Genomic DNA, 21,373 nt, shown 5'->3' on the forward strand with positions numbered 1-21,373 from the left:
AGCGGGGGCGCGGCGACGGCGAGCGAGGCGGTGGGCTCGTAGCCGGTGATGTCGCGGGCGCCGTCGCGCAGGACGAGCGCGTGTCCGGGCGGCACCCGTCTGACGCCCATGTAGGGCGTGCCGTCGCCGACGGCCTCCGGGGAGTCGGGGCAGGCGAGCAGCGCGCCGAGGTGGCTGACGTCGAGCTGCGCCTCGATGAGGTCGGCGAGCGGGAGCGCGGCGGTGGCGTACGCGGTGCCGCCGTCCCAGTCGGTGTGGAAGACGGGCCGGGCGCCGGCCAGATCACCGGCGATGGTGATGCGGCGGCCGACCTGGGCGACGGCGGTGTAGCTGCCGGGCCAGGCGGTGAGGTGGCGCAGGGCGCCGCCGCGGGCGGCGAACAGGCCGACCCGCAGCTCCTCGTCCGTCGCGCCGCAGCAGCCGAAGACGGCGAGCCGGGTGAAGGGGTCGGCCTGGACGACGCGCACCTCGTCGGGCCGCCAGTCGCCGACCGCCCACAGCGGATCCGGGTCGGACCACAGGAGTTGGGCACCGACCGGCTGGATCGCACGGCCTTCCGGGGGGACCGGGCCAGATGCGGTACTGCTCCACCCCACCAACCACCGCATCGCCGCCTCCACAGGCTGTGGGCATCCAGGGCATCCAAGAAGTAGGTGCCATCATGCACAGCATGTTGACGGTTTCGACATCGAACCGGACAACTACGTGGATCTCTTGGATGTCCCTTGACCGCAGATGACCGCGGGAATCCCAGGAGTTGATCACACCGTGCGGCCCCCGCGGGCAGGCGTCCATAGGAAGCCCAGGAGGGAACCGCCACCGATCACGACGCACCGTTCCGCCGTGGCCCATGCTGCCACGACTGGGGCGCACAACAGCGCAAGGACGCCGACGCGTGTACGAGAAGAGGCCGATGCGTGGAGGAGAAGACGCCGACGCGCATACGAGAAGGCATGACCGCGCCCACGAGAAGCCATCACCGCGTATACGAACAGACCTCAACACGGCCACGGGAAAAGGGGCTTCCCGCGCCGGGCCTCCCCCTCCCCGGCCCGCCGCGGGAGCCCGGCCCTGACAGGCGATATCCGGCCAAGTTCGCCGTGGCGCGCTCGGCGGTCTTGCGGATGCCCCGCCATCCCCCGGACCGCCACGCGCCGTTCGCCTTCACGCCCCCCAACACGACAGTCCGGGAGGCGGCTTCCGCCTCCCGGACCGTTCCGCCACCCGCGGGGAATGAGGCGGCGGCGTCCCCCAGCCCACTGGATCCAGTACAGCGGGCCGACCCACGCAGGTCCCATCGAAACGTTCTCGCCGGGACTGAGACAGAGCGCACACACGGGCGCACAGCCACACACACCGGGAGCACGCGTCACGCCCCGCACGCCCGTTCGTACAAGAATCTCGCCATCCGGGACACCACCTCTTAACGGTCGGGATGCGGCGAACTACGCTGGGTTTACGAATGCCCCGCGCCCATGCCGGGGCGGCCGTCGGTGCTGTCGAGGGGTGCGCATGTCCAGGGAGCCACGCGGGCCGAACGAGAAGCTCGGCACCGTTCTCGCCCTCGCTGGGATCAGCAATGCCGGGCTCGCGCGCAGAGTCAACGACCTCGGCGCCCAGCGTGGCCTGACCCTTCGCTACGACAAGACGTCCGTAGCGCGTTGGGTGTCCAAGGGGATGGTGCCCCAAGGCGCCGCGCCCCATCTGATTGCTGCCGCTATCGGGAGCAAACTCGGCCGTCCCGTCCCACTCCATGAGATCGGCCTCGCCGACGCCGATCCGGCCCCCGAGGTCGGACTCGCGTTCCCGCGCGACATCGGCCAGGCCGTCCGCTCCGCGACCGAGCTGTACCGGCTTGATCTCGCGGGTCGGCGCGGCGGGGTGGGTATTTGGCAGAGCCTCGCCGGGTCCTTCGCGGTCAGCGCGTACGCCACGCCCGCCTCCCGCTGGCTCATATCCCCGGCCGACACCTCGGTCGCGCGCGGGCCGGAGGACGCCGAGAACGCCGAGGACGCCGCCGCCGGTGCGGGCACGAGCGGTACGGGCGGCAGCGGTGCCGACGCCTTACCGCAGCGCGTCGGACACAGCGACGTCACCAAGCTGCGCGAGGCCGCCGAGGACGCGCGCCGCTGGGACTCCAAGTACGGCGGCGGCGACTGGCGTTCCTCCATGGTCCCCGAATGCCTCCGGGTCGACGCGGCACCGCTGCTGCTCGGCTCGTACAGCGACGAGGTCGGCCGCTCCCTCTTCGTGCGCCACCGCCGAACTGACCCGGCTCGCCGGCTGGATGGCCTTCGACACCGGCCAGCAGGAGGCCGCCCAGCGCTACTACATCCAGGCGCTGCGCCTCGCCCGCGCCGCCGCCGACGTCCCGCTCGGCGGCTACGTACTGGCGTCGATGAGCCTCCAGGCCACCTACCGCGGCTTCGCCGACGAGGGCGTCGACCTCGCCCAGGCCGCCCTGGAGCGCAACCGCGGCCTGGCCACCGCCCGCACCATGAGCTTCTTCCGGCTGGTCGAGGCGCGCGCTCAGGCCAAGTCCGGGGACGGCCCGGCCTGCGGGGCGGCGCTGAAGTCCGCCGAGGGCTGGCTGGAGCGGTCCCGGACGGGCGACCCGGATCCGTCCTGGCTCGACTTCTACAGCCATGAGCGGTTCGCGGCCGACGCCGCCGAGTGCTACCGCGACCTGCGGCTTCCGCGCCAGGTGCGGCGCTTCACCGAGCAGGCGCTGGCCCGGCCGACGGAGGAGTTCGTACGGTCCCACGGACTGCGGCTCGTCGTCTCCGCCGTGGCCGAACTGGAGTCCGGCAACCTCGACGCGGCGTGCGCGGCGGGCGCCCGGGCCGTGGAGGTCGCCAACCGGATCTCTTCCGCGCGTACGACGGAGTACGTACGTGATCTGATGCACCGGCTGGAGGCGTACCGGGACGAGCCGCGGGTGGCGGAACTGCGGGAGCGGGCCCGCCCGCTGCTGGTGGCGCCGGCGTGAGGGGCTCTGCGCGGTGGCTGTCTGCGGTGGCTGTCTGCGGTGACGGCGCGGTATCGGTGACGGACCGGCTGCGGTGACGGGCTCGGTATCGATGACGGCGCGGTATCGGTGACCCGCGCGTGAGCTTTGGGCAAAGCCCACGTGATCTTCACGTACCCGTCCGGATCCCAGGCGCCGCATGGGTTTCGGGCCGCTGTCAGTGGCGCAGGTCATGATAGGGATCGACGGTCGGGCGACCGGATGGTTGTGGTGGCGCGCGGGGAGGTGCATGGCGTGGCGGCGGTGGACTGCGACGTGCTGGTGATCGGGGGCGGGATCGTCGGCATGTCGACGGCGTATGCGATCACGCGCGCCGCACCCGGCACCCGCGTGACTGTGCTGGAGAAGGAGGCGGGCCCGGCCCGCCACCAGACCGGGCGGAACAGCGGAGTGATCCACAGCGGGATCTACTACCGGCCCGGATCGCTGAAGGCGCGGTTCGCGGTGCGCGGCGCGGCGGAGATGGTGAAGTTCTGCGCGGAGTACGGCATCGCCCATGAGGTCACGGGCAAGCTCATCGTCGCCACCGAGCGCTCCGAGCTGCCGCGGCTGCACGCCCTGGTCCAGCGCGGCCGGGAGAACGGGATCCCGGTGCGCGAGCTGGGCCCCGCCCAGATAGCGGAGTACGAGCCGTGGGTGCGCGGGCTCGCCGCGATCCACGTCGGGACGACCGGCGTATGCGACTTCGGGGCGGTGGCCGCGCAGCTGGCCCGGCTGGCGCGGGACGCGGGCGCGTCCGTGCGGTACGGGGCGGGGGTGACCCGCATCGGGCGGCGCCCCACGGCGGTCGCGGTCCGCACGGCGGACGGCACGGTGCTGCGGGCGCGCGCCCTGGTCAACTGCGCGGGGCTCCAGTGCGACCGCGTGGCGCGGCTGGCGGGCGACGACCCGGGCATGCGGATCGTGCCCTTCCGCGGTGAGTACTTCGAGCTGGCCCCGTCGCGTACGTCGCTGGTCAACGGCCTGGTCTACCCGGTTCCCGACCCCGCGTTCCCGTTCCTCGGCGTCCATCTGACCCGCGGCATCGACGGCGGCGTCCACATCGGGCCCAACGCGGTGCCCGCCCTCGCCCGCGAGGGATACGCCTGGCACACCGTCCGCCCGCGCGAGCTGGCCGGGACGCTGGCGTACCCCGGCTCCTGGCGGATAGCCCGCCGCCACTGGCGGTACGGGGCGGGCGAGCTGCGCCGCTCCCTGTCCAAGCGCGCCTTCACCGACGCCGTCCGCCGACTGCTGCCGGACGTGACGCCCGACGACCTGATAGCCGCCCCGGCCGGGGTGCGCGCCCAGGCGGTGCTGCCGGACGGCACGCTCGTGGACGACTTCCTGATCTCGCAGTCGCCCCGCGTCGTCCACGTCCTCAACGCCCCCTCCCCCGCCGCCACCGCGTCCCTCCCCATCGGGCGGGAGGTCGCGCGGCGAGTGCTGGAGACGCTGTGAGCGGTCTCATGCCCGCGGCCACCCGGCAGAGGGGCGCGCCTGTCGCCTCGGCCCCACGCCCACGCGGTGGCGGGCCCACCGCGACCACTCTGTGTGCCGGGGGTGGGCCGTAGTCCTTGGGCAGGAAATAATGGAGCCCCGTGCGCCCGGGGGCGTTCCCACTCCAGCCTCGGGGCTTGCCCTCGCGCGGCCGCAGGCCCGCTCGGCTGCGAGGGCGGGCCCGCCGGTGACCACACTCCCGCCCGTAGAATCGGAAGCACTGTGTCCGAGAACTCCACCGCCCCCGATTCCCGCGCGGAGCGCGACCGCACCACACCCATCCCCGCCCGCGACCGCGGGGAGCCGCGGTTCCCCGGCGGGCCCGCCGCCGATCCGGCCGGGTCGCACCATGAGCGCCGCATCCGTTCCTTCCGCCCCCGCCGCGGCCGGGTGACCCCAGGCCAGGGCGAGGCCCTGCGCCGCCTGTGGCCGCAGTGGGGGCTGGACATCGACGGGCTGCACCGCCTCGACCTCGGCAAGCTCTTCGGCGACCCGGACCTCCCCGTCGTCCTGGAGATCGGCTTCGGCATGGGCGAGGCCACCGCGCGGATGGCCGCCGCCGACCCCGGCACCGGCATCCTCGCCGTCGACGTCCACACCCCCGGCCAGGGCAATCTGCTCGCCCTCGCGGAGCGCGACGGACTGTCCAACGTCCGGGTGGCCAACGGCGACGCGATCATCCTGCTGCGCGAGATGCTGACGCCCGCCTCCCTCGCCGGGCTGCGCGTCTACTTCCCGGACCCCTGGCCCAAGAAGCGGCACCACAAGCGCCGCCTCCTCCAGCCCGAGTTCGTCGAGCTGGCCGCCACCCGGCTGCGCCCCGGCGCGCTGCTGCACTGCGCGACCGACTGGGAGCCGTACGCGGAGCAGATGCTGGAGGTCCTGACCGCCAGCCCCTCGTTCGACAACACCCAACCGGACGGCGGCTACAGCCCGCGCCCGGGCTTCCGCCCGCTCACCAAGTTCGAGTCCCAGGGCCTGGACAAGGGGCATATCGTCCACGACCTGATCTTCCGCCGCAACGAGGCTTGACGTCCTCCCCATCATCAATAACGGGGATTCCCCTTCGTCAGGGGGTTCGGCCGGTCACCCGACCTACGGGTTCCTGCTTCACGGACCGGCCAATGCCAAAGTCTCCACAGGCTGAGAACGCGAGCCCCGCGTCCCGTTGATCCTTTGCCGCGTTCACATCGGCGTGGTCCCGGTGACCGCAGGCAGTGCACTCGAAGACCGCTTGGCTCTTGCGGCTCTTCGCGTCCACGTGCCCGCACCGGTTACACGTCTGCGACGTATACGCGGGATTGACAAGAACAATCCGGCTGCCGGTGCGACGAGCAGCATTAAGCAGGGCCATTTCGAGCTTGAACCAGCATTTATCGAGGATGGCGCGGTTGAGTCCGGTCTTCTGCCGCACGTTACGGCCCGGTCGGTCAGCGGTTCCGGACGCAGTCGCGGTCATCGCCTGGATACGCAGGTCCTCCAGCACCACGAGCGCGTTGCGGGTGGTGATACGGCACGCGGTGTACGAACAGAAGTCGGCGCGCCGGTCGGTGACACGTCGCATGATCCGCCTCATCGCCGTAACCGTCTTGGCTCGATTCGCGGATCCCTTGCTCTGTCGGGCCAGCTTCTGCTGCAGTCTGCGGTAGCGAGCCACCTCGCCAGACGTAATGAACGATCGGTCATGGAATGTGCCATCGCTGGTCACGGCCGCAACCGTCACGCCCCTGTCGATACCGACCGCAGTACCGGGCATCCCGTGCCGATCCGGTGTCGTGCACCCATCGTTCACGAGGAAGGATATGAACCACTGACCGGCCCGGTGCCGGACCGTCGCAGATCGGACCTCGCCTCCGAGCGGGCGAGACCAACGAAACCGCACCCACCCCAGCTTGGGCAGTTTCACTCGCCCCCACTTACGGCCCAGCCGCTCCACCTGGATGCGGTTTCCGGCAGGGAACCGGAACGCTGGAGACCACCGCACCTTCGAGCGCCACCTGACGTTGAATGTGCCATGCTCACGGCACGTCCGGTCCAGATCCATCAGAGTCTGTTGCAGCACTTGCGAGGGCGCCGCTGTCAACCAGGGGTGTTCGCGCTTGGCCTCAGCCATTTCGGCCGCCTGCGGGACGTAATTCATCCACGCCCCGCGTCTGCGGTATTCCCTACGCTGCTCAAGGGCTGTATTCCACACTGCGCGGCAAATATCACCTATCTCCTGGCATAACGCAGCCTGTTCCGACGTCAGTTCAAGTCGGTATCTGCGACCGGACAGCACAGGCTCAACCCCCGTCCTCCTCACACATCACGCTAACGCCAGCCACCGACAACGCACCGGACTCCTGCCCAGCTTCACCCCAAAGATGGATTAAGACTACGAAGCGGAGGAAATGCATCCAAGACGCAAGACCAACAGTCCGTTCCTTCCCTGTTCGTTAAGGTCGGTTGAGTGCACCAGTCCCCGTCCCCCCACCAGCCGCCGGATCCGCCGGTCACGCCGTACGACCAGCAGCCGTGGTTCGACGGCGCGGCCGCTCCGGGGGGCTGGCCGCACGCGCCGTACCCGGGGCATGCGGCACACCCGGGGCACCCGAGTCCGTGGGGCAGAACGAGCCGTCTCAGCCGCCTCTGGGACAACAAGGCCCTGCGCGCCACCGCGCTCATCGGACTGCTGTCGCTCTCCGGCCTGGTCATCCTGGCCCTCGTACGCGAGCAGACCGGCACCAAGGGTTTCCTGGTGGGGCTCGGCCTCGCCGTACTGCCCGTACCGCTGATCATCTCGGTCTTCCGCTGGCTCGACCGCGTCGACCCGAAACCCTGGCGGAACCTGATCTTCGCCTTCGCCTGGGGCGCATGCGCCGCGACGCTCGTCGCACTCATCGCGAACGGCTTCGCGACCGAATGGCTCATGACGACCATCGCGGACTCCTCGTCCCCGGGCGGCCGCGCCGACGCCGACACCTGGGGGGCCACCCTCATCGCGCCGTTCGTGGAGGAGAGCGCCAAGGCGGCCGCGGTCCTCCTCCTCTTCGTGTTCCGACGACGCGACTTCAACGGGATCGTGGACGGCGTCGTCGTCGCCGGAATCACGGCCACCGGGTTCGCCTTCACCGAGAACATCCTCTATCTCGGCTCGGCCTTCGTCAGCGACCAGGAGTTCGGCTACTCGGGCATCCGGTCCACCACCGCCGCGACGTTCTTCATCCGCGGCGTGATGTCCCCCTTCGCGCACCCCCTGTTCACTGCCATGACCGGCGTCGGCTTCGGCCTGGCCGCCGCGGCCGCCCGGCACCAGCGCGTCCGCCGCATCCTGCTGCCGATCGCGGCGCTGCTCGCCGCGATGGTCCTGCACGGCCTCTGGAACGGCTCGTCCACCCTCGGCGGCTACGGCTTCATCATCGTCTACGCCGCGTTCATGGTCCCCGTCTTCGGGCTGCTGACCTGGCTCACCATCTGGTCCCGCAACAAGGAGCTGCGCACCGTGCGCGAGCAGCTCACCACCTACCAGGCGGCCGGGTGGCTCACCCCGCCCGAGCCGATCGCGCTGTCCTCGATGCGCGCCCGCGGCATCGCCCGCGACCTCGCCCGCCGCAGCCAGGGCTCGGCGGCGGCCCGCACGGTCGGCGAGTACATCGCCTCCGCGACCTCCCTCGCCTTCCTCCGCCGCCGCGCGCACCGGGGCACGGCGGGCCCGGACTTCACCACCCGCGAGCGCGAACTCCTCGACCGCCTGTGGGAACGCCGCGAAACCGCCCAGCCGGCCCTGGCCCACGCGGCCCTCTCCCTCCCCCTCCCCTACCCGGGCCCGCCCCAGGGCCCGATCCCCCCGCCGTACTGGCCGACGCCACCGTACGGGGGCTACGGCTACGGCACCCCCGGCCCGGCATACGGCTCGCCGAGCCCCGGATACGGCCACGGCCCCCAACCACCCCAAGCCCAACGAACCCCGCACCCGACGTACGCGCTCCCCCCGTCGTACGCGCCCCAACCCCCACACCTCCCTGCGGGCCCGCGAGGTCAGCTCTAACCACCCAGTCAGACAACGCCAGGAGGCGCTGGGCCACGCCTCCCAAGATCATGCGCTTATATGACTAACGTGTGGGTCGACCATGATTGATGGATCTTGGGGGACCCATGTGGGACATAGCGCCTGGCGATCAGAACAAGCGGACGGAGATACAGAGCGAGTACGGCGGCAGTCGCCAGGGAGGAATCGCCCACTCCAGCTCATCGTCGAACGTTCTGCTGTTCACCAACCCCAAGCGTGGCCGCAAGGTCGGCTACTTCGACGGCTGGGGCACGGACGGCTGCTACCACTACACCGGTGAAGGCCAGAAGGGCGACCAGCAGATGGTCCGGGGAAACCGGGCCGTACTTCAGCACGTCCAAGAGGGGCGCGCGCTACGTCTGTTCGACGCAGTCTCCAGTGGTGTCTACGCATACCTCGGGCAGTTCACCCTCGCAGACCCTCCCTGGTACTACCGGGACGCGCTCGACGCGAAGGACGAGTTGCGCAGCGTGATCATGTTCCGCCTCAAGCCGATCGGCCCATCGGCCCAGCTCGGCGACGATCTCTCGTTCACACCGCGCAATGACGACGTGATCGAAGACGTCGAGATCGAGCAGCACCATACGGAACGCATGGCCGTCAGCTCGAAGAGCAAGGGACACGAAGCTGAGCGGCGTGAGGCCCCCTTGGTCACGAAGTACCGCGACTACTTGGAGATGCAGGGGCACACCGTCAAGCGCAAGAAGATCATCCCTGCCGGTGAGGTGCGGGCCCTCTACACCGATCTGTACGACGTCACCGACGAGGCTCTCATCGAGGCCAAGGGCAGCGTGACCCGTGAAGCCGTGCGCATGGCCATAGGGCAGCTGTATGACTATCGGCGCTACATCACACCCCGGCCCTCACTTGGTGTATTGCTGCCATCACAGCCGCGACAAGATCTCATTGACCTGTGCAACGCGTCGGGCGCGACGGTGATCTGGCCCGACGGGGACGTGTTCGACAGCAGCGCTGCAGACCCAATGCACTGACACTCGTCTGTCCGCAGGCGATCCAATCAGTCGCAGTGTCAGAGTCAGTTGGTACAACTTCATTGCCACAAAGCGACGAGGGGAGCTGCGATGGTCGAGCACTTTGCGGACCAGGCCACGCCAGTGCCTGGTGTGTACGAGCGGCTGATCACCTCACGCATCGAGGACCAGCTGAAGGCGCTGGACGCCGCAGGGTGGAAGACCGTCCAGCAGAAGGTCGGCGCGCACTCCTCCCCTCACGTCCTCGCGCGCCACGTCGCCGACACCGTGCGCCGGGTCTTCCTTGACCTGCCTCCCGATGAGCAGGTCATCGCGGCCAACCACATCCTTGAGTCGATCAGCACGCTCGACGGCGCCAAGCAGTGGATTGACCTCATCGCGGACGGCCCTCGACAGCTGATTGCCGTCGCCGAGCAGGAGGCGCCGGGCGTCTACTCCATGCGCCCGGCGACGCCGCTCTCCGAGACGGCACTCATCACCAACTCCCCCGAGGACCCGAACCTGGGCTTCGAGCTGCGGGCCGAATTAGCTACCGCAGACCGCGTTGACCTGCTCTGTGCGTTCGTGAAGTGGCACGGTCTGCGCGTCCTGGAGGAGTCGCTGAAGGCGGCGCGGGATCGCGGGGTGCCGATCCGCGTCATCACGACCACATACATCGGAGCCACCGAGCGGACCGCCCTGGATCGACTCGTCCGGGAGTTCAACGCCGAGGTCAAGGTCAACTACGAGGTGCGGTCCACGCGGCTGCACGCAAAGGCGTGGCTGTTTCGACGGAACAGCGGCTACGACACCGCGTACGTGGGAAGCTCGAACCTCTCCAGGGCCGCACTGCTCGACGGCTTGGAGTGGAACGTCCGCCTCTCATCGGTAGCGACGCCGCCGGTGTTGAAGAAGTTCGAGGCCACCTTCGACTCGTACTGGAGCGAGCCCTCCTTCGAGACGTATGACCCCGACAGCGACGCCACCCGGCTCGAAGAGGCGCTCACCCTGGCGAGCGGGAAGCAGCGGACCGGAACGCGCGTCATCAGTCTGTCCGGCCTCGAGGTGCGGCCATATCCTCATCAGCAGGACATGCTCGAGCGGCTTCATATCGAGCGGGACATCCACGGTCGTCACCGAAACTTGCTTGTCGCCGCAACGGGCACCGGCAAGACCGTCATGGCCGCGCTCGATTACAAGGCGCTGAAGAGGAAGCACCAGGGGCGCCCGCTCAACCTCCTCTTCGTCGCTCACCGCCAAGAGATCCTGAAGCAGTCGCTCCGCACCTATCAAGAGGTGCTCGATGATGCCAACTTCGGAGAGCTCCTCGTCGGAGGCAATGAGCCACAGGACTGGACTCATGTCTTTGCTAGCGTCCAGTCCCTCCACACTCGTTCCCTGGAAAAGCTCGCGCCGGACCACTTCGACGTCGTGGTCATCGACGAGTTCCACCACGGTGTTTCGCCGACCTACCGACGCATCATCGACCACTTCGAGCCGATGGAGCTTCTGGGCCTGACGGCCACACCAGAGCGCATGGACGGCCGGAACGTCCAGGATGAGTTCTTCGACGGCCACATCGCCGCCGAGATGCGCCTGTGGGAGGCGCTGGAGAATGATCTGCTCAGCCCCTTCCACTACTTCGGCATAGCCGACAACACGGACCTCGAAGGGCTCACCTGGAAACAGGGGTCCTACGACACGGGCGAGCTGGGCCAGCTCTACACGGGAAACCATGCGCGAGCCCGTCTCATCGTGAAGGCCGTGCAGGAGAAGGTGACGGATCCCGGCGCAATGCGGGCGCTGGGCTTCTGCGTCACCGTTGCGCACGCGCACTTCATGGCCGACTTCTTCCGCCAGGCTGGCATCAGCGCCCAGGCCCTCGATGGATCCACCCCCACCGCGGAACGCGCACAGGCCCTGCACGACCTGCGCGAGGGCAAGGTGCAGGCCCTGTTCTCGGTCGACCTCTTCAATGAGGGGCTCGACATCCCGGATGTGGACACCCTCCTCCTGCTCCGTCCGACCGCCAGCGCCACGGTGTTTCTCCAGCAACTGGGCCGGGGCCTGCGACGCACGCCGGACAAGGCGGTGCTCACTGTCCTCGATTTCATCGGACAGCACCGCAAGGAGTTTCGCTTCGAAGAGCAGTTCCGTGCGCTGACGAGCTTCACCCGCAACCGGCTCACGGAGCACATCGAGCGCGACTTCCCACAGCTGCCGTCGGGATGCGAAATCATCCTCGACCGCAAGTCCAAGCAACGGATCCTGGACAACATCAAGAGCCAGATCAACGTCAACGTCCGGCAGTTGACGCAAGAGGTGGCCGCATACGCCGAACCACGGCTCGATGCCTATCTCCGCGAGAGTCGCCGCGAGCTCAAAGAGCTCTATCGCAGCAACAACTCATGGACACGTCTCTTGAGGCGAGCACGCCTGCTGGGCGAGGAGCACCCCGAGGGCGAAGAGGCACTGCTCAAGCGGGTCTCGGCGTTCCTCCATGTCGATGATCCACAGCGCGTCCATGCCTACCGCCGGGTGCTGGCCGATGACGCCCCGGGGTACGACTCGCTCGATGCATCAGGGCAGGCGTACGCGCGGATGCTCTTCTTCTCCCTGTGGCCCCTGGGCGGCGGATTCGCCAGCTACGCCGAGGGCTTTGCGTCCTTGCGCCAGCAGAGCGCCTTCCGCAGCGAGCTGAGCCAAGTGCTCGCGTACAACCTCGAGCACACCGACCACTACCCGATCCCACTCCTGGGCGACCACGGCGGAGTCCCGCTGGCCGTCCACGCCTCCTACAGCCGCGAGGAAATCCTGCCCGCCCTCGGCCAGGCGGATGTGGGCGGCTTCATGCCGGGCAACTTCCGCGAAGGCATGAAGTGGTGCGAAGGGCTTCGGACCGACGCGCTCTTGATCACCCTCGAAAAGGATGACAAGGACTTCTCGCCGCAGACCCGGTACAAGGACTACGCGATGAGCCCAGATCGCTTCCACTGGGAATCGCAGAACCAGACCTCGGAGTCGTCCCCCACGGGCCTGCGCTATCAGCAACACCAGGAGCGCGGCACTCACGTACTGCTTTTCGTACGGCGCTACAAGAAGACCGACATCGGTGGCCCTCAGCCATGGATGCTGCTCGGCCCCGCTACGTACGCCTCTCACGAGGGCAGCAAGCCCATGGGCATCGTCTGGCGGCTCCAGCACAAACTGCCTGCCGACGTCTGGACGTACTCGGCCATCGCAGCGGGGTAGTGGCTCAGCTGACCGCGCCGAGCTCGGATTCGAAGTGCATTTGGGCTCGGTCCAAGACCGTGTCGGGGTCCTGCCCATGGGCGCGGAACCAATGGAGCAGGTCGGCGATCACGGCAATGGCCACCTCCTCCGCCACCGCATGGCTCAACGGCGATGTGGAGCGTGCCGCAAGCAGTGGCTGACCGTAGAGGGTCAGCAGGGCGTCGGCGCGCTGCACCTGCGGTCGATCAACGTGGGTGTCGTGTCGCCTGAGCTCGGTGGCGATCTCGCACCAGGTGGTCTTGCCGCGCTCGGTCGGGATCACGCCCCAACGGTCGGTCATGGCAGTGACCAGCGCCAGCCCCCGACCCGACTCGGCCGTGGTTGATGCACTCAGCAGCGTGGGCAATGCACGGGAGTCCGGATCGCTGATGGCAATGCGCAGGTAGGTGCCGTTCATGTCGACGGCCATGGTCGTCGGAGTCCCGAGGCCGACGTGGGTGATGACGTTGGCGACGAGCTCGCTCACGCAGATCTGCGCAGCCTCCACGAGGTCAGGTAGGCCCCAGAGTGTGAGGTGCGTACGCATGATGCGTCTCAGCGCGGCCACTTCGCCTGGTTCCGCCAGGAAGGGAAGGTCCCACGCCTTCCTCTGCATGCACTGCTCGACAACCACGCGCTTCAACCCCTTGCCGTTGCGCCACACCAAGCGGTCACCCACCGCAACAACTGAGTGCCTCTTGGTGACTTCACGTGAGAGCATGGCACCGCACATTCCTACATGCAATGTGCATAAGAGGATTCGCCCGATTGAGTGACTGACGTATGGCGAAACGCCGACAAGACTGAACGGACGTCACGAGATGAGGAGTTCACGGTGCCTGGATCACCCACTGCACGACGTCGCCGCTTGGCGATTGAGCTCAAGAAACTTCGCGAGGAGCACCAGCTCACCTGCGGTCAGGTAGGCACGGAACTGGACTGGAGCGGTTCGAAGGTCAACCGCCTGGAGACGGGCCAGGGTCGAGTCCAGCCATCGGACGTCGATGCGCTCTGCCGCTTCTACGGCACCTCCGACGAGCTGCGCGAACTCCTCAAGGAGCTGGCCAAGCAGTCCAAGATGCGCGGGTGGTGGCATGCGTACGGCAGCGCGGTGCCCTCTTGGTTCTCGGTCTACGTCGGGTTAGAGCAGGCCGCCTCAGGCCTGCGGACGTACGAGTGCGAGTTCGTGCCCGGTCTGCTTCAGACAGCCGACTACGCCCGAGAGCTCCACCTCGCCGCGCCCACTCAGGACCCCGACGACGGTGAGCGCATGATCAACGTACGGATGGAGCGACAGGCCCTGCTGACGAGCGCGACGCCTCCCGACCTGTGGGTGATCATCCACGAGAGCGTCCTGCGACACACGATCGGCAGCCCCAAGGTGATGCATGGGCAACTCGAACGCCTCCTGGAAGTCGCCCAGCTGAAGAACGTCACAATCCAGGTTCTGCCGTTCGATGCCGGGAGCTACCCTGCCGTGGGGGCGTTCAGCATCTTGGAGTTCCCCGAGCAGGAGGACCTCGACGTCGTCTATCGCGACGGCCTGACGGACGCCGTGTACCTGGAGCGTCCGGAAGACATCGCTCAATATACGAAGGCGTTTGACAACCTACGTGCGTTGTCCTTGAGTCCTCAACGAGCCAGCAATCTCATCAGGCATGCGATGCGAGGACTGACGGATGACTGACATAGCAACGCTCGTGTGGCACAAGAGCAGCTACAGCAACGGGAGCGGGGGCAACTGCGTGGAGACGGCGAAGCTGCCGGACCACGACACCGCCGTGCGCGACTCGAAGCGTCCGGATGGGCCCGTGCTCGGGTTCTCTCACGACGCGTGGGGCGACTTCGTCACCGCCGTGCGGCGGGATGAGCTGAGCTGAGGTTCCTGCCACCTCTAGTCGGTTCGGGCCTGAGGGCGGTGCCTCCCTGCGTAGGGTCGGGGCAAGGAGACCCTTCAACAGGGAGGTAGCGGCATGGCTGGGGTACCGGCGGGGCTGGTGGCTGCGGGTGGGTTGATCGGGGGGTATGGGGTGGCCCGGTGGACCAAGCGGCGGCCGCTCGGTGGGGTTGCGCTGGCAGCGGCCGGGGCCGTGGCTGCCAAGGGGTGGCGGGACAAGGCCGGGAACGGGACGGCGGCCGCGCTCAGCGGGTTGTACGTGGCCGCGTTCGCCGGGTCGCATCCGCTGGCGAAGAAGGTCGGCGCGTGGCCGTCCGTCTTCGGAGTCGCCGGTGGGGTCGCCGCCGCTTCGTGGGTGCTCGCCGATCGGCGCGGGGAGTAGGGCCGCCCGCTGCTCGGGTCCGTCCACGATCACGGCGTACTCGATGGGCATCGGTCCGTGACCCCCTTCGGCATCCCGGCACCGCGGGCTCGTCACTGGGCCATTGGACGTGACCCAAGGACAGTCCTTGGGCCGTGTGGATCAATGTCGGCGTCTCCCTCAGCCTTTTTCATGACTTTCTCTCTTAAATCTGAAGTGACAGTCGACATCCGACTGCGCTTCATATGGAGGAATCATGCAGATCGCGAAGAAGGTGGCCTTCCTGGCCGCGACCGCCGGCAGCCTGGTGCTCCTCGGGACCGGCACCGCGGCCGCCTACGGTGGCACGGACCACGAGGTTCCGCCTCCCCCCGTCAGCGTCCAGTCGTGCAGCGTCAACACCGGCGAAATCAGCTTCACCAACGGTGACGTCACCACCGGGAACGTCGGGGACAACTCCCCGGTCGCCAACAACACCGTCATCATCAGTGTCAGCTGCTTCAACACCACCGATGACGACTGAGGCGGTTTGAGAGTAAAAAAGTTGGGAGTCACCGGGCGCGGATCATGCATTGAGCGAGTTGGAGAAACGCGCCGTGCATGTCGCCCCGGGACTCCCGGCGCCGCTTCGTGGGTGCTTGCCGATCGGCGTGGGGTGTGGGGGCGTAAGGGGACCGGGACGGCGGGTTGCCGTCCCGGCGGCGCGGTGTCAGTCCGAGGCGGACGTGAGGAGGTTCAGCTCGGGCTGGGTGAGCTGGAGGTCTACCGAGGCCAGCAGGGCGGGGAGCTGGGCGGGGGTGCGGGCGCTGGCTACCGGGGCGACCACGGTGGGCTGGGCGGTGAGCCAGGCCAGGGCGACGGTGGCGTGGTCCGCGTTGTGGTTGGCGGCCACGTCGTCCAGGGCGGCGAGGACCTTCTGGCCGCGCTCGGTCTCCAGGTGCTGGGCGGCGCCCGTCGCGCGGTGGCTGTCGACCGTGGTGCCGGGGCGGTACTTGCCGGTGAGGAAGCCGGACGCGAGCGCGTAGTACGGGAGCGTCGCCAGGCCGTAGCGGGCGGCGACGTCGGCCAGTTCGCCTTCGAAGGTGTCGCGCGAGACCAGGTTGTAGTGGGGCTGGAGGGCGACGTAGCGGGCCAGGTTCTCCTGGGCGGAGAAGGTGAGGGAGGCGTCCAGGCGCTTGGCGGAGATGTTGGAGGCGGCGATCTCGCGGACCTTGCCCGCCTTCACCAGCTCGTCAAGGGTGGAGATGATCTCCTCGACCGGCACCGAGGTGTCGTCGTAGTGGGTGTAGTAGAGGTCGACGTAGTCGGTGCCCAGGCGCTGGAGGGACTCGTCCAGGCCGGACTTGATGGCGGAGGAGGTGAGTCCGCGCATCTCCGGGACGCCGGCGCCGACCTTGGTGGCGAGGACGATGTCGTCGCGGTTGCCGCGGGAGGCGAACCACTTGCTGAGGACGGTCTCGGACTCGCCGCCCTCGTTGCCGGGTGCCCAGGCGGAGTAGACGTCGGCGGTGTCGATGAAATTGCCGCCCGCGGCCACATAGGCGTCGAGCACCTCGAAGGATTCAGCCTCGCCGGCCGTCCAGCCGAAGACGTTGCCGCCCAGGGAGAGCGGGAAAACGGACAGGCTGCCGATGTTCTTACGGGTGTCAGTCATGCATCGTCACAACGCTGAAGGCTGAGGGGGTTATTCCGTCGGAGGCCGCAGACAGAGAGGCCGCGGACAGAGAAGAACCGGCGGCCCTGGCGTCAAGGGGGGAGAGAGCGCCAGAGCCGCCGGAACGAGGGGCCGTCGTAGCGACGACGGCCGGATCAGGGGGTCACGGGTTCAGCCCGTGGTCGCGCAGCCAGGTCAGCGGGGCGATCGGCGAACCGCCGCCCGGCCGCACCTCCAGGTGGAGGTGGGGGCCGGTGACATTGCCGGTGGCGCCGACGCGGCCGATGGTCTCGCCCGAGGACACCTTGCCCGAGGTGACGACCATGGACGACAGGTGGCAGTACCAGATCTCGGTGCCGTCATCGAGCTTGAGCACGATGCGGTAGCCGTACGATCCGGCCCAGCCCGCCTGGGTGACGGTACCGCCGCTCACCGCCTTGACCGGGGTGCCGGTCGGGGCGGCGAAGTCCTGGCCGGTGTGGTCGGCGGACCAGATGTCGCCCGCCTGGCCGAAGCCCGCGGTCAGGGTGTACGAGGCGACGGGGAGGGTGAACCCCGTCGAGGTGGAGGTCTTGGCGGGGGTGTCGGCAGCGGCCTTGGCGGCGGCGGCCTTCTTCTCGGCCTCCGCCTTCTCCTTGGCCGCCTCGGCGGCCTTCTTCTTGGCGGCGGCCTCGGCCTTCTTCTGCTCCGCCAGGTCGCGGGCCTTGGCAGCGGCCTTGGCCGCGTCGTCGGCGGCGGCCTTGGCGGCGGCGCGCGCCTCGCTCTCGCGTCTGTCGTCCTCCGCCGCGGTCTGCTGGCTCTCGGCCTGCTGGAGGATGCGGGTGCGCAGGGCCTCGCCCGCCTCGGTGCCGCTGGTGCTGAGGCCGGTCGCGGTGGTCTGGGCGGAGTCCTGGTCGTCGGCCATCAGGGAGCCGATGCCGGGCAGGTCCTTGGCGGCGGGCAGCTGGGCCTTGACCTCGTCGGCGACATGGGCGACGTCCGGCATGGAGATCGGTACGGTCGGCCGGTCCTTGGCGCTCGCCATGCCGCCCGCGCCGACCGCCGCGATGACGCCGACGCCGAGGACGGCGCCGCTGCGGGCCATGGTCCCGCCGCGCTGCTTACCGACGCGGTGCCGGCCGCGGAGCGGAGCGATGGATTCCTCGGTGGGGTTCCACTCGTCCCAGACGGCTTCCTTGCCCAGGGACGGATCATCCGGTTCGGCACCGAGGCCGACCGTGGGGCGGGCGCCGGTTCCGGCGTCGAAGCCGACTCCGTACGCGGTCGCGGTGCCGAGTCCCGTACCCGACGAACGGTACGGAGCTTCGTCCAGTACGGACCTGTTGGACGCCACCGGGGCGCACTCCTTTCCTTCCTTCTCGCCTACCGGGTTAGCTGACGGGTTCGGAGCAGGAAGGTCTCCTACGGGTCAGGTTCGACCCGATTCACCCCAAGGTGGTGGTTCCCCGGTTCCCTGGTGCTGGTAGTGCCTGGTGCTGATGGTGGTGCTGGTGCTGGCGCTGCACGTACGGGATTCGGCGACGGCGCACGGTGCCGCCTCTGCGACGGCTGTGTCGACCGCGCTGCGTTATCGAACGTTAATAGAGAGCGCGACATGATTCCAAGCTCTTCTGAAGAATCCGCGCAGCTTTGGCATGAACTTAGTAAGCAAGGAAGGACAGATGGGGGCGTTTCACCCCGGTTGAAAAGGGATGGTAAAAACCTCCGGCGGGCTGATCGTGTGTCAATCGTTATGCGCACGCGTCACGGTTGACTACGGTCCGTGTCCGGAGCGGGAGTCGTGGTTCCGTTCGTTCCGGGCGGTCGCCGGATCGCGAGCAGCGCCATATCGTCCGAGGTCTCCCCGCCCGCGTGCAGCGCGACGTCCTCCACCAGCGCGTCGAGCAGCGCGCCCGGTCCGGTGAAGCGGCGGCCGCGCAGCCGCTCCTCGGGGACGTAGAACGTGCCGTGCCGGTCGCGCGCCTCGGTCACCCCGTCCGTGAAGAGCAGCAGCATCGCGTCCTCGGGAAACCGCAGCTCCGTCACCCGGTCGGGCCACCCGCCCAGTTCGCCCATCCCCAGCGGCAGCGCGGCCGTCTCCGGCTCCAGGCGGCGCACCGCGCCGTCGCCGGGCAGCAGCAGCGGCGACGGGTGGCCGCGGTTGATGAGGCGGAGGGTGGAGTCGCCGCGCGGGATCTCGCCGAGGACGGCGGTGGTGAACCCCTCGAACGCCTCCAGCTCGGCCCGTCGCGCGCCCTCGCGCCGCAACGCCCGCTCCAGCCGCCCCGCGAGCCCCTCCAGCGTCGCCTCCTGCTCCGCGGCCTCCCGGAAGGCGCCGATGAGGACCGCGACGACCTCCACGGCCTGGAGCCCCTTGCCGCGGACGTCCCCGACGATCAGCCGTACGCCGTGCGGGGTGTCCTGCACGGCGTACAGATCGCCGCCGATCGCCGCGTACCGCTCGGCCGCCACATAGCGCGCCGCGACGTCCAGCCCGACGATGCGGGCGGGCGGTACGGGCAGCACGGCCCGCTGCGCCGCCTCCGCGATGCCGCGCGCCGAGGCCAGCCGCCGGCCGCCGCGGCGGACGACGCGGTTGATCACGAGCGCGAGCAGGGCGACGGTGGCCACCGTGGCGATCTCGGTCGCGGCCTGGGTCGGGTCCCGTACGCCGTGCAGCTCCGCCAGCAGGCAGACGGCGGTGAGGGCGAGGACGATGGTGACGATGGTCTGCCGCAGCGGGAAGAGGGAGGCGGCGACCAGGGGGGCCGCGGCGAAGAAGGGGGAGGCGGTGTACGGGGCCGGGGCGGCGAGGTCGAAGGCGACGCCGCCGAGCAGGAGGATGGCGGGGGTCCAGCGGGCCAGCCGCCGCCCCGAGGATGCCTGGAGGGCCTCCTCGGCCGTGACGAGCCCGGCGGCCGCGCCCGAGGAGTCGGCGGCGGGCGTACGGGCGCCCGGACGAGCCCTGCTCCCTCGCACCCGCGCCACCGGCCTGTCTCGCTTTCCCTGGTTCGTGACCCCGTCGGTTCGTGACCCCGTCATCAGGCTTCCGGGTGCCGGGCCGCCGTGCGAGTCGGTGGCGGCCATGTGGGTGCGCCAGACGCACTGCCCGGACGGCCCCGGACGCACCGCGGCCCCGGATGGCAGGCATCCGGGGCCACAGGGTGAGCCGTGGCGTTCGCCAGGGCTTGGTGAGCGTCAGCCGTGGCCGTAGCCGTCGTTGCCGAGCGCGATGTTGGTGCAGTTGCTGGTGACGGAGGTGTTACCCGTGGGGGCGGCTCCGCCGATATGAGTGATGGGACCGGTGCCCGTGCCGCAGTCGTTACTCTGGACCGCCGCAGTGCCGTTGGTGTAGTTGAGGCAGGAACTGTCGATGGTGACCTCGCCCGTGGGGGCGGCTCCGCCGGCGGCGATGATGGCGCCGGCCCCGGAGTAGCACTTGTTGGTCTGGACCGTCCCGAAGGGGTCAAAGCCCCCGAAGCCGTGGGCGGACGCCCCACCCGCACTCCCCAGGACCAGGGCGCCTGCCGCCACGGTCAGGACAGCAACCTTCTTTCCGATGTTCACGAGATTTCCTCCAGAAGAACCGAATCCGCGGAAAACCACACATTCCGATTCAACGAAAGGACATCCGCGACATCGGGGAGGCGCGCACGCACTTCACCCGATGGGCCCACTGTCGGATCATTCCGATGTCGGGAGATTCAAAGATCGACACCAAGGGCGCGGGCGTGGCGGTCGGCCGCCAGCTCCGCCGACACCTCGTCGAGATACACCTCGCACACCAGTCGCCCGTCCCGGGTCAGGTTGTGCTCCAGCTCCCACAGCACGATCTCGTCCCCGCCCGCGAGCAGGAAGGCGTGCTCGTAGAAGCGGCACCAGGTGGCGTCGGGGCCGCCGGAGCGGCGGCGCGGCTTGGGGGCGAGGGCGATGTCATGGGCGAACGCCGTCATCAGCAGCCGCTCGGTCTCCTCCCCCGGCCGGTCGGGGTTCTCGGCGCGGCGCAGGACGCGGCGGGCATGGTCGGCCGAGTTGTCGGCCACGTACGCACGCTGGACCGCGTGGGGCTCGGCGGCCTGGAGCATCTGTTCCGGCAGCCACAGCGGTAACCCGTCCAGCTCCTCCCAGCGGGCGCCGCCGATGCAGCGGTGGACGCGGCGCTCGGCGAGCGCGAGGGCGTCCTCGTCCGCGTACAGCTCGAACTGCGGGCGGTCGTCCGGGCCGGTGTTGTGCTCCAGCTCCCACAGCAGCAGGCTGCTGCCGTCGGGCAGCAGGAAGACATGCCGATACGTCGTGTACCCGCGCGGCCCTGACGGCTCGTTGCACTGCCGGCAGGAACGCAGCTCGGACTGGTGCATCAGGGCGCTCCGCGCCCGGCTCAGCACCGCCTCGCCGATCTCGAAGCCGTTCTGCGCACGGGCCAGCAGCCCGTCCATCAGCTCGGCGGGGGTGCCCCCCGCCACTGAGTGCCCCATGCCTCTCCTCCCGCCCCCGGGTGACTGCCTCGCACACTTAGCGTAGCGGCGTGAACACGGGCCGCGCGTGTGGTTGCGGGAAGCAGCCGGTCGGACTTGTGCCTCACTCACTCCTGCGCCGTGGAGCCAGGATGTATCACTCGTTCGGCCAGTCGAACAACTCCGGGGGCCGCCGCCTGCCCGCCGCCCCCTCCGCCGCCCGGCCACC

The 21,373-nt window shown here is 69.1% G+C and carries 16 protein-coding genes, 2 pseudogenes and 1 riboswitch; of the genes and pseudogenes, 10 read left to right on the forward strand and 8 right to left on the reverse strand.

Annotated features, from left to right (window positions below):
* A pseudogene (locus SSOG_RS20480) lies at nt 1-608 on the reverse strand (asparagine synthase-related protein); the annotation flags it as partial.
* Between the two features lie 904 nt (nt 609-1,512).
* On the opposite strand from SSOG_RS20480, the pseudogene SSOG_RS20485 reads away from it, so the two are divergent.
* The 3 genes and pseudogenes from SSOG_RS20485 (at nt 1,513) to trmB (ending at nt 5,539) form a co-directional block, all read left to right on the forward strand.
* A pseudogene (locus SSOG_RS20485) lies at nt 1,513-2,989 on the forward strand (NsdA family TPR-like regulatory protein).
* A gap of 273 nt (nt 2,990-3,262) precedes the next feature.
* Nucleotides 3,263-4,468: an L-2-hydroxyglutarate oxidase gene (lhgO, locus tag SSOG_RS20490; RefSeq protein WP_039941425.1), complete on the forward strand. Its 1,206-nt coding sequence runs from the start codon at nt 3,263-3,265 to the stop codon at nt 4,466-4,468.
* A gap of 318 nt (nt 4,469-4,786) precedes the next feature.
* Nucleotides 4,787-5,539 (forward strand): tRNA (guanosine(46)-N7)-methyltransferase TrmB, encoded by a 753-nt coding sequence (trmB, locus tag SSOG_RS20495; protein ID WP_245606621.1) that lies wholly within the window; start codon nt 4,787-4,789, stop codon nt 5,537-5,539.
* Between the two features lie 37 nt (nt 5,540-5,576).
* On the opposite strand, the gene SSOG_RS48625 is transcribed toward trmB, so the two are convergent.
* On the reverse strand, nt 5,577-6,809 hold the full coding sequence (locus tag SSOG_RS48625) for an RNA-guided endonuclease InsQ/TnpB family protein (protein WP_342634311.1): 1,233 nt from the start codon (nt 6,807-6,809) through the stop codon (nt 5,577-5,579).
* Between the two features lie 147 nt (nt 6,810-6,956).
* On the opposite strand from SSOG_RS48625, the gene SSOG_RS20500 reads away from it, so the two are divergent.
* The 3 genes from SSOG_RS20500 to SSOG_RS20510 all read left to right on the forward strand — a co-directional run bounded on the left by SSOG_RS20500 (nt 6,957) and on the right by SSOG_RS20510 (nt 12,778).
* Nucleotides 6,957-8,534, forward strand: a complete 1,578-nt coding sequence (locus SSOG_RS20500; RefSeq protein ID WP_009716163.1) for a PrsW family intramembrane metalloprotease — start codon at nt 6,957-6,959, stop codon at nt 8,532-8,534.
* A 107-nt stretch (nt 8,535-8,641) separates the two neighbouring features.
* Nucleotides 8,642-9,547, forward strand: a complete 906-nt coding sequence (locus SSOG_RS20505; protein ID WP_106516427.1) for an SRA domain-containing endonuclease — start codon at nt 8,642-8,644, stop codon at nt 9,545-9,547.
* Between the two features lie 90 nt (nt 9,548-9,637).
* Nucleotides 9,638-12,778, forward strand: coding sequence for a DEAD/DEAH box helicase (locus SSOG_RS20510; RefSeq protein WP_009716165.1), 3,141 nt, complete (start codon nt 9,638-9,640; stop codon nt 12,776-12,778).
* 4 nt (nt 12,779-12,782) lie between these two features.
* Here SSOG_RS20510 and SSOG_RS20515 read toward each other — a convergent pair whose 3' ends face one another.
* Nucleotides 12,783-13,415 (reverse strand): ATP-binding protein, encoded by a 633-nt coding sequence (locus SSOG_RS20515; protein WP_009716166.1) that lies wholly within the window; start codon nt 13,413-13,415, stop codon nt 12,783-12,785.
* Between the two features lie 252 nt (nt 13,416-13,667).
* Between SSOG_RS20515 and SSOG_RS20520 the strand changes: the two genes are divergently transcribed.
* The 4 genes from SSOG_RS20520 to SSOG_RS20535 all read left to right on the forward strand — a co-directional run bounded on the left by SSOG_RS20520 (nt 13,668) and on the right by SSOG_RS20535 (nt 15,580).
* A complete protein-coding gene (locus tag SSOG_RS20520) occupies nt 13,668-14,486 on the forward strand; it encodes a helix-turn-helix domain-containing protein (RefSeq protein WP_106516428.1) in 819 nt (272 codons plus the stop codon).
* A complete protein-coding gene (locus SSOG_RS20525; protein WP_009716168.1) occupies nt 14,479-14,679 on the forward strand; it encodes a DUF397 domain-containing protein in 201 nt (66 codons plus the stop codon). Before SSOG_RS20520 ends, SSOG_RS20525 begins: the two co-directional genes overlap by 8 nt.
* Before the next feature lie 93 nt (nt 14,680-14,772).
* Nucleotides 14,773-15,078 carry a hypothetical protein gene (locus SSOG_RS20530; RefSeq protein WP_009716169.1) on the forward strand — a complete coding sequence of 102 codons (306 nt, stop codon included), beginning with the start codon at nt 14,773-14,775 and terminating at the stop codon, nt 15,076-15,078.
* Between the two features lie 235 nt (nt 15,079-15,313).
* Nucleotides 15,314-15,580 (forward strand): hypothetical protein, encoded by a 267-nt coding sequence (locus SSOG_RS20535; protein WP_009716170.1) that lies wholly within the window; start codon nt 15,314-15,316, stop codon nt 15,578-15,580.
* A 186-nt stretch (nt 15,581-15,766) separates the two neighbouring features.
* On the opposite strand, the gene SSOG_RS20540 is transcribed toward SSOG_RS20535, so the two are convergent.
* The 5 genes from SSOG_RS20540 to SSOG_RS20560 form a co-directional block, all read right to left on the reverse strand.
* Nucleotides 15,767-16,711, reverse strand: coding sequence for an aldo/keto reductase (locus SSOG_RS20540; RefSeq protein ID WP_009716171.1), 945 nt, complete (start codon nt 16,709-16,711; stop codon nt 15,767-15,769).
* 163 nt (nt 16,712-16,874) lie between these two features.
* Nucleotides 16,875-18,044 carry a M23 family metallopeptidase gene (locus SSOG_RS20545; RefSeq protein WP_009716172.1) on the reverse strand — a complete coding sequence of 390 codons (1,170 nt, stop codon included), beginning with the start codon at nt 18,042-18,044 and terminating at the stop codon, nt 16,875-16,877.
* A gap of 11 nt (nt 18,045-18,055) precedes the next feature.
* Nucleotides 18,056-18,196: riboswitch (cyclic di-AMP (ydaO/yuaA leader) on the reverse strand.
* Between the two features lie 258 nt (nt 18,197-18,454).
* Nucleotides 18,455-19,669, reverse strand: a complete 1,215-nt coding sequence (locus SSOG_RS20550) for a PP2C family protein-serine/threonine phosphatase (protein ID WP_009716173.1) — start codon at nt 19,667-19,669, stop codon at nt 18,455-18,457.
* Nucleotides 19,670-19,888: 219 nt separating this feature from the next.
* Nucleotides 19,889-20,257, reverse strand: a complete 369-nt coding sequence (locus tag SSOG_RS20555; RefSeq protein ID WP_009716174.1) for a hypothetical protein — start codon at nt 20,255-20,257, stop codon at nt 19,889-19,891.
* A 137-nt stretch (nt 20,258-20,394) separates the two neighbouring features.
* Complete coding sequence (locus SSOG_RS20560; RefSeq protein ID WP_009716175.1) at nt 20,395-21,165, reverse strand: DUF6227 family protein; 771 nt, start codon at nt 21,163-21,165, stop codon at nt 20,395-20,397.
* Between the last annotated feature and the right edge of the window lie 208 nt (nt 21,166-21,373).

This window comes from Streptomyces himastatinicus ATCC 53653 (assembly GCF_000158915.1).
GTDB lineage: Bacteria > Actinomycetota > Actinomycetes > Streptomycetales > Streptomycetaceae > Streptomyces > Streptomyces himastatinicus.

Bases quoted from the DNA above. Each gene is read 5' to 3' on its own strand.
- SSOG_RS20505 (WP_106516427.1), top strand. From the start codon at position 8,642: ATGTGGGACATAGCGCCTGGCGATCAGAACAAGCGGACGGAGATACAG.
- SSOG_RS20510 (WP_009716165.1), top strand. From the start codon at position 9,638: ATGGTCGAGCACTTTGCGGACCAGGCCACGCCAGTGCCTGGTGTGTAC.
- SSOG_RS20515 (WP_009716166.1), bottom strand. From the start codon at position 13,415: ATGCAGAGGAAGGCGTGGGACCTTCCCTTCCTGGCGGAACCAGGCGAA.
- SSOG_RS20525 (WP_009716168.1), top strand. From the start codon at position 14,479: ATGACTGACATAGCAACGCTCGTGTGGCACAAGAGCAGCTACAGCAAC.
- SSOG_RS20530 (WP_009716169.1), top strand. From the start codon at position 14,773: ATGGCTGGGGTACCGGCGGGGCTGGTGGCTGCGGGTGGGTTGATCGGG.
- SSOG_RS20535 (WP_009716170.1), top strand. From the start codon at position 15,314: ATGCAGATCGCGAAGAAGGTGGCCTTCCTGGCCGCGACCGCCGGCAGC.
- SSOG_RS20540 (WP_009716171.1), bottom strand. From the start codon at position 16,711: ATGACTGACACCCGTAAGAACATCGGCAGCCTGTCCGTTTTCCCGCTC.
- SSOG_RS20560 (WP_009716175.1), bottom strand. From the start codon at position 21,165: ATGGGGCACTCAGTGGCGGGGGGCACCCCCGCCGAGCTGATGGACGGG.